General features: G+C 71.9%; 15 protein-coding genes and 1 tRNA gene. 6 read left to right on the top strand and 10 right to left on the bottom strand.

Translation table 11 applies throughout. From position 1 onward, the window contains the following. Positions 1 to 26 precede the first annotated feature (26 nt). Complete coding sequence (locus tag ACFVHB_RS07850; RefSeq protein WP_380316758.1) at positions 27 to 749, top strand: HNH endonuclease signature motif containing protein; 723 nt, start codon at positions 27 to 29, stop codon at positions 747 to 749. A gap of 7 nt (positions 750 to 756) precedes the next feature. Next, positions 757 to 843 (top strand) — tRNA-Leu (locus tag ACFVHB_RS07845). Between the two features lie 66 nt (positions 844 to 909). On the opposite strand, the gene rdgB is transcribed toward ACFVHB_RS07845, so the two are convergent. From rdgB to ACFVHB_RS07825, 4 genes are all read right to left on the bottom strand, one after another. Next, positions 910 to 1,515, bottom strand: a complete 606-nt coding sequence (rdgB, locus tag ACFVHB_RS07840) for an RdgB/HAM1 family non-canonical purine NTP pyrophosphatase (protein WP_380316755.1) — start codon at positions 1,513 to 1,515, stop codon at positions 910 to 912. A gap of 20 nt (positions 1,516 to 1,535) precedes the next feature. Beyond that, on the bottom strand, positions 1,536 to 1,940 hold the full coding sequence (locus ACFVHB_RS07835; protein ID WP_380316752.1) for a hypothetical protein: 405 nt from the start codon (positions 1,938 to 1,940) through the stop codon (positions 1,536 to 1,538). 147 nt (positions 1,941 to 2,087) lie between these two features. Continuing rightward, positions 2,088 to 2,813, bottom strand: coding sequence for a ribonuclease PH (gene rph / locus ACFVHB_RS07830; protein ID WP_360182800.1), 726 nt, complete (start codon positions 2,811 to 2,813; stop codon positions 2,088 to 2,090). A 104-nt stretch (positions 2,814 to 2,917) separates the two neighbouring features. After that, positions 2,918 to 3,301, bottom strand: a complete 384-nt coding sequence (locus ACFVHB_RS07825; protein ID WP_380316748.1) for a glucose PTS transporter subunit EIIB — start codon at positions 3,299 to 3,301, stop codon at positions 2,918 to 2,920. A gap of 254 nt (positions 3,302 to 3,555) precedes the next feature. Here ACFVHB_RS07825 and ACFVHB_RS07820 point away from each other — a divergent pair, with 254 nt between their 5' ends. Then, positions 3,556 to 4,845: a PTS transporter subunit EIIC gene (locus ACFVHB_RS07820; protein ID WP_380316745.1), complete on the top strand. Its 1,290-nt coding sequence runs from the start codon at positions 3,556 to 3,558 to the stop codon at positions 4,843 to 4,845. Between the two features lie 503 nt (positions 4,846 to 5,348). After that, positions 5,349 to 6,626 carry a PTS transporter subunit EIIC gene (locus ACFVHB_RS07815; protein ID WP_380316742.1) on the top strand — a complete coding sequence of 426 codons (1,278 nt, stop codon included), beginning with the start codon at positions 5,349 to 5,351 and terminating at the stop codon, positions 6,624 to 6,626. A gap of 138 nt (positions 6,627 to 6,764) precedes the next feature. Here ACFVHB_RS07815 and ACFVHB_RS07810 read toward each other — a convergent pair whose 3' ends face one another. Beyond that, entirely contained in the window at positions 6,765 to 7,760 is a 996-nt protein-coding gene (locus ACFVHB_RS07810; protein WP_380316739.1) for a LuxR C-terminal-related transcriptional regulator, read from the bottom strand. A gap of 141 nt (positions 7,761 to 7,901) precedes the next feature. Between ACFVHB_RS07810 and ACFVHB_RS07805 the strand changes: the two genes are divergently transcribed. Continuing rightward, the gene (locus ACFVHB_RS07805; protein ID WP_380316736.1) at positions 7,902 to 8,816 is read left to right on the top strand and encodes a branched-chain amino acid transaminase; all 915 of its coding nucleotides are present in this window, start codon (positions 7,902 to 7,904) and stop codon (positions 8,814 to 8,816) included. A gap of 5 nt (positions 8,817 to 8,821) precedes the next feature. On the opposite strand, the gene ACFVHB_RS07800 is transcribed toward ACFVHB_RS07805, so the two are convergent. Both ACFVHB_RS07800 and ACFVHB_RS07795 read right to left on the bottom strand, forming a co-directional pair. Beyond that, entirely contained in the window at positions 8,822 to 9,568 is a 747-nt protein-coding gene (locus tag ACFVHB_RS07800) for an MBL fold metallo-hydrolase (RefSeq protein WP_380316733.1), read from the bottom strand. A 186-nt stretch (positions 9,569 to 9,754) separates the two neighbouring features. Next, complete coding sequence (locus ACFVHB_RS07795) at positions 9,755 to 9,946, bottom strand: MerR family transcriptional regulator (RefSeq protein WP_380316730.1); 192 nt, start codon at positions 9,944 to 9,946, stop codon at positions 9,755 to 9,757. 182 nt (positions 9,947 to 10,128) lie between these two features. Here ACFVHB_RS07795 and ACFVHB_RS07790 point away from each other — a divergent pair, with 182 nt between their 5' ends. Then, complete coding sequence (locus ACFVHB_RS07790; RefSeq protein ID WP_380316728.1) at positions 10,129 to 10,584, top strand: type II toxin-antitoxin system PemK/MazF family toxin; 456 nt, start codon at positions 10,129 to 10,131, stop codon at positions 10,582 to 10,584. A 14-nt stretch (positions 10,585 to 10,598) separates the two neighbouring features. On the opposite strand, the gene ACFVHB_RS07785 is transcribed toward ACFVHB_RS07790, so the two are convergent. From ACFVHB_RS07785 to ACFVHB_RS07775, 3 genes are all read right to left on the bottom strand, one after another. Then, positions 10,599 to 11,567 carry a PLP-dependent cysteine synthase family protein gene (locus tag ACFVHB_RS07785; protein ID WP_380316725.1) on the bottom strand — a complete coding sequence of 323 codons (969 nt, stop codon included), beginning with the start codon at positions 11,565 to 11,567 and terminating at the stop codon, positions 10,599 to 10,601. 88 nt (positions 11,568 to 11,655) lie between these two features. Beyond that, a complete protein-coding gene (locus ACFVHB_RS07780; RefSeq protein ID WP_360182781.1) occupies positions 11,656 to 11,934 on the bottom strand; it encodes a MoaD/ThiS family protein in 279 nt (92 codons plus the stop codon). A gap of 101 nt (positions 11,935 to 12,035) precedes the next feature. Continuing rightward, entirely contained in the window at positions 12,036 to 12,155 is a 120-nt protein-coding gene (locus tag ACFVHB_RS07775; RefSeq protein ID WP_326846449.1) for a putative leader peptide, read from the bottom strand. Positions 12,156 to 12,337 lie beyond the last annotated feature (182 nt).

Raw genomic sequence — 12,337 nt, 5'->3', positions numbered from 1 at the left:
GCACACCAGCCCGAAGGGGGACGACCATGACGGTCACCAAGTACACCCGAGAGCTGCTCGCCGACACCGCGGCAGCGGCCACCTCGCTCGACGAGATGCTGACCGCCCTCGGCCGCCAGCCGCACAACCAGAGCCGTAAGTACCTCCGCCGCAAGCTCACCGAGTACGCGATCGATACGGCACACTTCCGACCGACCGGAACGGTCTACACCCGCGAGCTCCTCCAGGAGGCGGTCTCGGCCTCACAGAGCGTGGCCGGCGTGGTCCGCTACCTCAACCAGCGGCAGGCCGGTGGCACTCAGGCCCACATCGGCCGGCGGATCAAGGCCTTCGGGATCGACACTTCGCACTTCACCGGCCAGGCTCACAACCGGGGCAAGCGCTTTCCCAGCAAGATCCCGCCCGAGCAGCTGCTCGTCCAGCGCCCCTGGGACGCCAAGCGGCTACCCGGGTCGCGAATCCGCCGAGCCCTGGCCGAGCTCGGCAGGCCGGAACTGTGCGAGGACTGCGGGACCGGGCCCGAGTGGCGAGGCCGCGCCCTGACCCTGGAAGTCGACCACATCAACGGCGACTGGTCGGACAACCGGCCGGACAACCTCCGGCTGCTCTGTCCGAACTGCCATGCCGTCACCCCGACCTACTGCGGACGCAACAAGAACAAGCGCGTGAAGTCCACCCCGCTTTGCGGCCAGAACGGCAGCACGCGGCGAAATGGCGGTGTCCCCGCCCCGGGCAAACCCCTAGACTAGAGGCCATGCGGCCTTGGCGGAATTGGCAGTCGCCCGGGTTTTAGGTGCCCGTGAGAGAAATCTCGTGAGGGTTCGAGTCCCTCAGGCCGCACCAGCCTTTAAATCGAAGGCCCGCCTGGAGATGATCTCCGGGCGGGCCTTCGTCGTTCCCGACTGCGCGTCAGCCGAGCAGCTCGCGAACGACCGGGGCGAGGGCGCGGAAGGCCTGGCCGCGGTGGCTGATGGCGTTCTTCTCCTCGGCCGTCATCTCGGCGCAGGTGCGGGTCTCGCCGAGGGGCTGGAGGATCGGGTCGTAGCCGAAGCCGCCGTCGCCGGCGGGGGCGGTGCGCAGCGTGCCAAGGAGGCGGCCTTCGACGACGCGCTCGGTGCCGTCGGGGAGGGCGAGGGCGGCGGCGCAGGCGAAGTGGGCGCCGCGGTGGTCCGGGCCGATGTCGGAGAGCTGGGCGAGGAGCAGTTCGAGGTTGGCGCGGTCGTCGCCGTGCTTGCCGGCCCAGCGGGCGGAGAAGATGCCGGGGGCGCCGTTGAGGACGTCGACGCAGAGGCCGGAGTCGTCGGCGACGGCGGGCAGGCCGGTGGCCCGGGCGAGGGCGTGGGCCTTGAGGAGGGCGTTCTCGGCGAAGGTGACGCCGGTCTCGGGGACGTCCGGGATCTCGGGGTAGGCGTCGGCGCCGACCAGTTCGACGTCCAGGCCGGCGTCGCCGAGGATGGCGCGGAGTTCGGCGACCTTGTGCCGGTTGCGGGTGGCGAGGATGAGTCGGGTGGTCATGAACCCACCCTAACCGGACGTCAGCCGGTGCAGACCTTGGCGAGGTTGCCGGCGGCGTCGCCGAGCGGCTTGAGGTCGGGGGCCTGCTTGTTGTTGACCGCCTGCTGGATGTTCTGGACCTGGGTGTTGAGGTCGGTGACGGCCTTGGCGACGTCGGTGTTGGAGGAGTTCTTGCCGAGCTGGTCGAGGTCGTTCTTGAGCTTCTGCAGGGCCTGTCCGGCGGCCTGGGCGTCGTTGCTGGCGTTGTTGAAGGTGGTGACGACGTCGTTGACGTCGTTGGTGATGGTGATGGCGGTGTTGCCGCAGTCGATGGCCTTCTGGACGGCGGAGCAGCTGACGACGCTGAGCGGGAGGACGGCGATGAGGGCGGCCACGGCGAGGGTGGCGGGGCGGGTGATGCCGGCGCGGGTGATGCTGTCGGGCATCAAGTCCTCCTCGTGGGCGCGGTTTCCGTGGGGGGTGACGCGCGTGGTGGTGCCCGCGGTTCCCGCAACGGGGTGCTGCGGGAACCGTACGGGCTGCGGGCCCGGCCTGTAAACGGCACCAGGTGGGGCGTGGCGGCCGAGGGGGTTTCAGCCTTCGAGGGCCTTGCGCTGGATCTCGTCGAGTTCGGCGCAGCCGAGGGTGCCGAGGTCGAGGAGCCGGTCGAGGAGGGCGCGGTCGAAGGGGGCGCCTTCGGCGGTGCCCTGGACCTCGACGAAGCGGCCGTCGGAGGTGCAGACGATGTTCATGTCGGTTTCGGCGCGGACGTCTTCCTCGTACTGGAGGTCGAGCATGGGGGTGCCGTCGATGATGCCGACGCTGACGGCGCTGACGCCGCCGGTGATGGGCTGGCCCTTGGCGCGGAGGATCTTCTTGTCGCGGGCCCAGGAGACGGCGTCGACGAGGGCGACGTAGGCGCCGGTGATGGCGGCGGTGCGGGTGCCGCCGTCGGCCTGGAGGACGTCGCAGTCGAGGACGATGGTGTTCTCGGCGAGGGCGCGGTGGTCGATGACGGCGCGGAGGGAGCGGCCGATGAGGCGGCTGATCTCGTGGGTGCGTCCGCCGATGCGGCCCTTGACGGCTTCGCGGTCGCCGCGGGTGTTGGTGGCGCGGGGGAGCATGGAGTATTCGGCGGTGACCCAGCCTTCGCCGCTGCCCTTGCGCCAGCGCGGGACGCCTTCGGTGACGCTGGCGGTGCACAGCACCTTGGTGTCGCCGTAGGAGATGAGGACGGAGCCTTCGGCGTGCTTGCTCCAGCCCCGTTCGATGGTGATGGGGCGGAGCTGTTCGGGGGTGCGGCCGTCGATGCGTGACATAGGCACCGAGCGTAGTCGTTCCGCGGGGGTGCCCGGTCGAACGCCCCGGCCCGCCGCCCCGGGTGGGTCGGCGGGCCGGTGGTGGTGAGCCCGGTGGGCTCAGCTCACATCATGTCCTCGATGTCGGCGGCGATCGGGTCGGCGTCGGTGCCGATGACGACCTGGATGGCGGTGCCCATCTTGACGACGCCGTGGGCGCCGGCGGCCTTCAGCGCGGCCTCGTCGACGAGGGAGGCGTCCTTGACCTCGGTGCGCAGGCGGGTGATGCAGCCTTCGACCTCTTCGATGTTGTCGATGCCGCCCAGACCGGCGACGATCTTCTCAGCCTTGCTGGCCATCTGTTGTTTCTCCCTCTGTTTCGGCCCGCCGGCTGTTCTGCCGGGCGCCGTCCTGCGCTGTGCATGGGGGTTCCCCGGCCGGGGCCGAGGGGGTGGGTGCCGGTGCTGACGCGGATTCAGCGGCCGTCGTGCTGTGCGGCAGCGCGACAAGCATGACCCGGGCAGGACCGGTTTGCCAGGTTAGTCCACGTTTGGCCCATTCCGGCGCGCACGGTCTGGATCTTCGTCCGAGGATGACGATCAGCGGGGCTTGCGTCCCGGCGCTCGCGGCCTGCGTCCCCAAAGGGTGGTCTACACCAATATATGGGTACTCCGGTGAACGCAGGAAGGGCCCCGGGTGTTCCTGTGCCCCGCCCGACGGCCCTGCGGGGCCACCGGCCGGCGACCGCTCCCGGAGGGCCAGGATGAGTTCGGAAGGCGCCACGGCTCCGCAGACCGCGTGGTGGCACGGCTTCTACGGCGGGCTCCAGAAGATGGGCCGCTCGCTCCAGCTGCCGGTCGCGGTGCTGCCGGCGGCCGGTCTCCTGAACCGGCTCGGCCAGCCCGACGTCTTCGGCGCGGACGGCCTGGGGTGGGACGACGTCGCCAAGGTCTTCGCCGCCGCGGGCGGCGCGCTGCTGGACTCCTCGCTCGGTCTGCCGATGCTGTTCTGCGTCGGCGTCGCCATCGGCATGGCGAAGAAGGCGGACGGTTCGACCGCGCTGGCCGCGGTGGTGGGCTTCCTCGTCTTCTACGCGGTGCTGCACGCCTTCCCGCAGGACTGCAAGCCGCCCACCGTGCTGGTCAACAACCAGTGCGTGGACTTCACCTCGCGGAAGGCGGCCGCCGCCACGTACCAGAATCCCGGGGTGCTGGGCGGGATCCTGATCGGCCTGATGTCGGCCTGGCTCTGGGTCCGCTACCACCGCAAGAAGCTCGTCGACTGGCTGGGCTTCTTCAACGGCCGCCGCCTGGTGCCGATGATCACCGCGCTGGGGGGCCTGGCGCTGGCCTGTCTGGCGGTGTGGGTCTGGCCGCCGATCGGCCGCGCGCTCAACGACTTCAGCCAGGACCTGGCCGACCTCGGCGCGGCCGGCGCGGGCATCTTCGGCGTCGCCAACCGCGCGCTGCTGCTGATCGGCATGCACCAGCTGATCAACACCTTCGTCTGGTTCCAGTTCGGCGAGTACACCAAGCCGGACGGCGGCGTCGTCCACGGTGACATCCCGCGGTTCCTGGCCGGTGACCCGACGGCCGGGCAGTTCACCTCCGGCTTCTTCCCGATCATGATGTTCGCACTGCCCGCGGCGGCGCTCGCGATCGCGCGCTCGGCCAAGCCGCACCGGCGCAAGGAGATCTACGGCCTGATGCTCTCGGTGGCCCTGACCTCCTTCGTGACCGGTGTCACCGAGCCGATCGAGTACTCCTTCGCCTACATCGCACCCGCCCTGTTCGCGGTGCACGCCCTGCTGACCGGGGCGTCCATGGCGATCACCTGGGGGCTCGGGGTGCACGACGGCTTCAGCTTCTCGGCCGGCTTGATCGACTACGGCCTCAACTACAGCCTGGCCACCAAGCCCTGGATGATCATCCCGATCGGGCTCGGCTTCGCCGCGGTGTACTACGCGCTGTTCCGGTTCATCATCGTGAAATTCGATCTGAAAACGCCCGGGCGCGAGGAGGAGAGCGAGGTCGAGGACGTGACCAAGGCATAAACCGAGCGTCACCACGCGCCATTCGGCAAGGCCCCCGGAGCGCCGTTCCGCGGGCCTTCGGCATATCGGGAACGGGCCGATGGTCCCGGTACGGAACTCCCGCCATTCGGGGGCGGGAGGCCGTCCCGCCGCCCCCGGGCGCCCGCCGGACGCCCGGGCGGACGGCCGCCGGACGCCCGCCGGACCTCGACGGACCTCGACGGACCTCGCCGCCGCCCCGCCGGGCCCCGCCGCTCGCCGCTCGCCGCTCGCCGGGCGCCCGGCTTCTTTTGTTGCGCAAATAGCCAAAATCCAAATCCCGACATGTAATCATGATCGTCGTTCGCAACGTAGGTTTCGATTTCATAGCGCTTCCCAGCGGCGCCGCTTTCAGGGGTTCCTCCCCCTCTCCGCCCGTGCTACAAAACTGGTCTACACCACGTGTGGTGTAGACCAGTTCGCGGTTCGGCCCCCTGTGCACCTACCCCCCGACCGACCCGCCCTGCCGTTAGGAACCCACCCCCATGAGTCAGTCTGCGCAGGCACCGGCGCCCGCCGCGGCTCCGGCCACGCCAAGCCCCACCAAGAAGTTCGGCCAGAACCTCCTCCAGGGTCTGCAGAAGATCGGCCGCAGCCTCCAGCTGCCCATCGCCGTTCTCCCCGCCGCCGGTCTGCTGCTGCGCCTCGGCCAGGACGATGTGTTCGGCAAGGACGGCCTCGGCTGGAACAAGGTCGCCGCGGTGTTCGCCACCGCCGGTGACGCCGTCTTCACCAACCTGCCGCTGCTGTTCGCGGTGGGCATCGCGATCGGCTTCGCCAAGAAGGCCGACGGCTCGACCGCCCTCGCCGCCCTGGTCGGCTTCCTGGTGTACAAGAACGTGCTGACCGCGTTCCCGATCACCGAGGCCCAGGTCCTGCCCGGCAAGGACGCCGCCGCCACCTACCAGAACCCGGGTGTGCTCGGCGGCATCGTGATCGGCCTGCTCTCGGCCGTGCTGTGGCAGAAGTACCACCGGACCAAGCTGGTCGACTGGCTCGGCTTCTTCAACGGCCGCCGCCTCGTCCCGATCATCATGGCCTTCGTCGGCACCGCCGTCGGTGTGGTCTTCGCCCTCACCTGGGGCCCGATCGGCGACGCCATCAAGAGCCTGAACGACACCCTGATCGGCGCCGGCGCGTTCGGTGCGGGCGCGTTCGGCCTGGTCAACCGTGGTCTGCTGCCGGTCGGCATGCACCAGTTCGTGAACTCCTACGCCTGGTTCCAGACCGGTGACTTCACCAAGCCCGACGGCACCGTCGTCCACGGTGACCTGACCCGCTTCTTCGCCGGCGACCCGTCCGCCGGACAGTTCATGTCGGGCTTCTTCCCGATCATGATGTTCGCGCTGCCCGCCGCCGCGTTCGCCATCGCCCACACCGCCAAGCCGCACCGCCGCAAGGCCGTCACCGGCATGATGCTGTCGCTGGCCCTGACCTCCTTCGTCACCGGTGTCACCGAGCCGATCGAGTTCGCCTTCGTCTTCATCGCCCCGGCCCTGTACGTCATCCACGCGCTGCTGACCGCCGTCTCGATGGCCGTCACCTGGGCGCTCGGCGTGCACGACGGCTTCACCTTCTCCGGCGGTCTGATCGACTACGCGCTGGCCTGGAACAAGGCCACCGACCCGTGGATGATCATCCCGATCGGTCTCGTGTTCGCGGCGCTGTACTACTTCCTCTTCCGCTTCGCGATCACCAAGTTCAACCTCAAGACCCCCGGTCGCGAGGACGACGACGAGATCGAGGACGTCACCAAGGCCTGACGCCGCGGTACCACCCGAAGCACCCCCGGCCCCGCCCCGCCGCCCGCTCCCCCGGACGGCGGGGCGGGGCCGTCGCGCGTCCCGGACCGCTGGGTGTCCGCACCGGCCGCACCGGGCGCCGCCGTCGCGCGTCCCGTCTCAGATCCGGCCGAGGCGGGCCGCGTACACCCCGGCCTGGAAGCGGCTCTCCGCGCCCAGGTCGGCGGTCAGCTCGGCGACCAGCCGGCGGACCGTCCGCTCGGAGACCTCCAGCTTCCGGGCGATCGCCGCATCGGTCAGCCCGGCCGCCAGCAGCCGCAGCACCTCCTGGTGCCGGTCCGTCATCTCCACGGCCCCGGAGAGCAGTTCCGGCGGGGTCCAGGCCGCCGACCAGAAGTACTCGAAGAGCTCGGCGACCAGCGCGACCAGGGCCGGCTCCCGGACGACCACCGCCGCCCCGGCGCCCGGGGCGCCCCCGTCCCGGCCGCCGCCCGGCGCGGGCAGGATCGCCAGCCGGGCGTCGACCACGATCAGCCGGAGCGGCAGCGAGTGCGCGGCCCGGATCCGGGCGCCGGCCGCGGTCAGCTCGCGGACGTGTGCGAGCACCGCCGGCCGGCGCAGCACGGCGGCCGGGTAGACGGTGCGCAGGGTGGCGCCGTGGGCGAGGGCGAGCCGTTCGCGGGCGAGCTTGCCGGCGAGGGCGGGGCCGGAGAGGTCCTGGCCGGGGCGGAGCGAGAGGGCCTCGGTGCGGGCGCCGCGGGCGGCGTCCTCCAGCAGGGCGGCGATCCGGTCGGTGCCGCGGACGAGTTCGAGGGCGGTGCCGGTGTGCGGGCGGTGCTGGAGCGGCAGGTAGTCGGTGTGCAGGCGGTCGACGGCGTCGCGGGCCCGGCCGAGCGCGCCGACCAGCGCGGTGACCAGCGCGGTGACCTGGGTGTCGGCGTCGAGGAGGAGTTGCCGGAGGGCGGTGTCGACGGAGACCGCGGCGTGGCCGCCGGTTTCGTCGGCGGTGGGCTGGAGCAGTCCGAGGCCGAGCAGTTCGCCGGTGGCGGCGGCGAGGCGGGGTTCGTCCCAGTCGGAGGCGGTGGGCGGGCGGCCGGGTTCGGCGAGCAGGCGGGCGTAGAGCTGGGCGGCGTCGTGGTCGGCGGGGCTCTCCATCGGCGCAGCGTAGTGAGTGCGCGTCGTCCGGGCGGGGTTTTCCGAGGGGTGGGACGGTGTCGCTTCCGCTCCCGGTCATGTCCGGTTCCGGTAGCGCCGGGGTGGCTGACCTGCGGCGGGGCGGTGGTCAGGATGGGGCGCATGGATCTTCCCGAGGCTTCGACGATCTGGTTGGACGGCGCGCTGGTGCCCTGGCAGGAGGCGCGGATCCACGTCCTGACGCACGGTCTGCACTACGGCACGGGGGTGTTGGAGGGCACCCGGGTGTTCGAGACGGCGGACGGCCCGGCGGTGTTCCGGCTGCCCGAGCACCTGGGCCGGCTGGACCGCAGTGCGCGCATGCTGCGCATGGAACTCCCCTACGGTGTGGATGAGTTGGCCAAGGCGACGGTGGACTTGGTGCGGGCCAACGGTCATCGTTCGTGCTATCTGCGGCACTTCGCGTTCCTGGGGTACGGCGCGATGGGTCTGGACATGCGGTTCTCGCCGACCACGACGGCGATCGCGAGCTGGGAGTGGCGGTCGCAGCTGCCGGAGGGGGGCGGTGGGATCAGGGTCAGGACGAGCAGCTGGCGGCGGAACGATCCGAACGCGGTGCCGCCGGCGGCGAAGGCGACCGGTCCGTACCTGAACTCGGTGCTGGCCCGGCGGGAGGCGACCGACGCGGGGTACGACGAGGCGCTGCTGCTGGGTGCGGACGGTTCGGTGAGCGAGTGCACCGGCGAGAACGTGTTCGCGGTGCGCGGTGGCGTGCTGCGGACGCCGCCGGCGAGCGCGGGCGCGTTGGAGGGCATCACCCAGGACACGGTGCTGGCGCTGGCGGAGGGGCTGGGGGTGCCGGTGCGGGTGGAGGCCTTGCTGCGGTCGGACCTGTACGCGGCGGACGAGGTGTTCGTCTGCGGGACGGCGGCCGGGGTGGTGCCGGTGCGTTCGCTGGACGACCGGGAGCTGCCGGCCGCGCCCGGTCCGCTGACCGCGCGGCTGCGGGAGGCGTACGCGGCGGCGGTGTCGGGTGCCGATCCGCGGTACCGGCACTGGTTGACGCCGGTGGGCTGAGCGCGTCAGATCCGGTAGACCGCGCCGGCCCGGGCGATCTCGACCGGGCCGGCGAAGGCGGCGGCGGCGTCGCGGCGGTTGTGCTCGGCGTCGGTCCACGGCGGGATGTGGGTGAGGACGAGTTTGCGGGCGCGGGCGGCGGTGGCGTGTTCGCCGGCTTCGCGGCCGTTGAGGTGGACGGCGCGGTAGGTGTCGCGGCCGTCGATGTAGGCGGCTTCGCAGAGGAAGAGGTCGGTGTCGCGGGCGAGCTCGACGAGCTCGGCGCTCTCGCCGGTGTCGCCGGAGTAGACGAGGCTGCGGCCGTCGTGTTCGAGCCGGAAGGCGAAGGCGTCGACGGGGTGGTTGACCTGGGCGACCCCGATCCGGAACGGGCCGAGGTCGAAGCTGCCGGGGGTGAGGGTGTGGAAGTCGAAGACCTCCTTCATCCCGGGGTTCTCCGGCATGTCGTAGGCGCGGGCGAGCCGCTCGGCGGTGCCGGCCGGGCCGTAGACGGGCATCGGGTCGGGGCAGCCTTCGGCGCGGTAGTTGCGGGCGACCCAGTAGGCGCAGAGGTCGACGCAGTGGTCGGCGTGCAGGTGGCTGAGCAGGACGGCGTCGACGGCGTAGAGGTCGACGTACTTCTGCAGGGCGCCGAGTGCGCCGTTGCCGAGGTCGAGCACGACGCGGTAGCCGTCGGCCTCCACGAGGTAGCTGGAGCACGGCGAGTCGGCGGACGGGAAGCTCCCTGAGCACCCCACCACGGTCAGTTTCATCCGAGCCCCTCCGCCCCGACACTCCTGGCTGCCGCTGGTCATGACAGTGCGGGCCGGGTGTACCGGCCGGTGGCGCTGCCCTCGCGTGTGTCGAGGGTAAGGGCGGAGGGGCACTTTGCCCCCGTCTCCGTGCCGCGCTGTGGCTGGAATCACCAGAACGCCGGGGGCGGGTCCGGGGGCGCCGGTTCAGCGGTGGCCGGGGCGTCGGCGGGCCCAGGCCCTGATGGTGTCGGGGTACCAGCGGGGGTGGCCGTTGCCGTCGATGAGGTCGGGGTCGGGGAGCAGGCCGTGCCGGCGGTAGTTGCGGACGGTCTCGGGCTGGACGTGGATGTGGCGGGCGATCTCGGCGTAGGACCACAGGTCGGTGCTGCGGCTCACGGGGTCACCTCCGGGGCGTGGGGGACGTTCGGGAGCAGCTTTCCGAGGCCCGGGGGCGGCTTCGTCGCGGAACGGACGTTGTGGTCGTTCCGTGACGAACCGGGAGCAGGGTGCGGATATATGCCCGGCTGTGACCTGTTGACGGTGGTGGCGGCGGGTGGGGGCCCGGTACGGTTCGCCGCATGACCAACTACTGGTGGCTCGCGCTCTGGACGGTCGCCGCGGCGGTGGGCGCCCTGGTGGGGGTCCGGGTCCGGGCTCGCCGGCGGGTGCGCCGGGCTCCCGCGCCGACGGCGCCGCCGCGGCCGCGGCGGGGGCGGGCGGACGGTCCGGCGCCGCAGGAGATCTGGTGGGCGGAGGTGCCGTTCGAGGACGGCCCGGGGGCGAAGGACCGTCCGTGCCTGGTGCTGCGGGTGAACGGCCGTACCGCCACCGTCGCGAAGATCACCAGCAAGTACCACGCGGACCGCCCGGGTGTACTGCCGCTGCCCCCGGGCTCGGTGGGTGACCGGCGGGGCCGGACCAGTTGGCTGGAGACCGACGAGCTGCGCGAGGTGCCGCTCAGGGACTTCCGCCGCCGGGCGGGCGTGGTGGACCGGCAGATCTGGGCCCGCGCGCGGCGGGCCCTCGCGTCCTGAGGCCCGGGCGTGCCTCAGGCCCAGAGCTGGCCCTGCAGGGCCTCGACCGCGGCCTCGGTCGACTCGGCGGTGTAGATGCCGGTGGAGAGGTACTTCCAGCCGCCGTCGGCGACCACGAAGACGATGTCGGCGCGCTGCCCGGCCGCGGCGGCCTTGCGGCCGACGCCGGTGGCGGCGTGCAGGATGGCGCCGGTGGAGACGCCGGCGAAGATGCCTTCCCGCTGGAGGAGTTCGCGGGTGCGGCGGACGGCGTCGGCGGAGCCGACCGAGAAGCGGGTGGTGAGCACCTCGGCGTCGTACAGCTCGGGGACGAAGCCCTCGTCGAGGTTGCGCAGGCCGTAGACCAGGTCGTCGTAGCGCGGCTCGGCGGCGACGATCTGCACGCCGGGGACCTTCTCGCGCAGGTAGCGGCCGACGCCCATGAGGGTGCCGGTGGTGCCGAGGCCGGCGACGAAGTGGGTGACGGTGGGGAGGTCGGTGAGGATCTCGGGGCCGGTGGTGGCGTAGTGGGCGCCCGCGTTGTCCGGGTTGCCGTACTGGTAGAGCATGACCCAGTCGGGGTGCTCGGCGGCGATCTCCTTGGCGATCCGCACCGCGGTGTTGGAGCCACCGGCGGCCGGGGAGGCGATGATCTCGGCGCCCCACATGCGGAGCAGCTCGCGGCGTTCCTCGCTGGTGTTCTCGGGCATCACGCAGACCATCCGGTAGCCCTTGAGCTTGGCGGCCATGGCGAGCGAGATGCCGGTGTTGCCGCTGGTGGGTTCGAGGATGGTGCAGCCCGGGGTGAGCCGGCCGTCGGCCTCGGCGCGCTCGATCATGTGCAGTGCCGGGCGGTCCTTGATGGAGCCGGTGGGGTTGCGGTCCTCCAGCTTGGCCCAGAGGGTGACCAGGCCGTCGGTGTTGCCGGGGACGGCGGCGGAGAGTCGGGGCAGGCGGACCAGCGGGGTGTTGCCGACGGCTTCGAGCGGGCTGTCGTAACGCAAGGGGTGCCTCCGGCAACGGCGGTGAGGGTGGGGTGGAGCGGCTCTCCCGCCCGGGGCCCGGCGGGCGGCGGGGCGGGAGAGCGGGAGGTCAGCGGGCGCCGCCGGCCACGGCGGGCAGGATGGTGATGCTGTCGCCGTCGGCGACGGCGGTGGAGATGCCCTCCAGGAAGCGGACGTCCTCGTCGTTCAGGTAGACGTTGACGAAGCGGCGCAGCTCGCCGTTCTCCAGCAGGCGGGCGGCGATGCCCGGGTGGCGGGCGTCGAGGTCGTGGAAGAGTTCCCCGAGGTTGCTGCCGGTGCCCTCGACGGCCTTGGCGCCGTCGGTGTAGGTGCGGAGGATGGTCGGGATGCGGACCTCGATGGCCATGGGTGCGCTCCTGTGCGAGTCGTGTGGGTGGGCCGCGGCGGAAGGGCGGCAGGGCGGGGCGGCCCGGGGCGCAGGGCCTGCGGCGGGCCTGGGCGGGCGGCTCAGCGAGAGCGCGCCGGCGTGCCGGGACAGATCGCGCTGGCGAGCCGGCACAGGTCGATGTGCAGGCGCGCCACGAGGCGGGTGCCCGGGGCCTGGGTGCTCACATCGACGGAACGCATGGGGTCATCGTATAGATTCCCGGCGGCGCACCGACATGCCTGTCTCGCGATCCGGATGTTTTCGTTTCTGGTGCTGAGACGACGCCGGCCCGGCGCCCCGTGGCGGCAGGGGGGGGGGGGCCCCCCCGGGGGGGGGGGGTAGGGGTGGGTCGGCACCGCCAGCAGGTACAGATTCAACGTGT

Origin of the sequence: Kitasatospora sp. NPDC127111 (assembly GCF_042677465.1) — a bacterium.
GTDB lineage: Bacteria > Actinomycetota > Actinomycetes > Streptomycetales > Streptomycetaceae > Kitasatospora.
The sequence above is the reverse complement of the archived record's forward strand: the minus strand, read 5'-3'. Positions and strand labels throughout refer to the sequence as shown.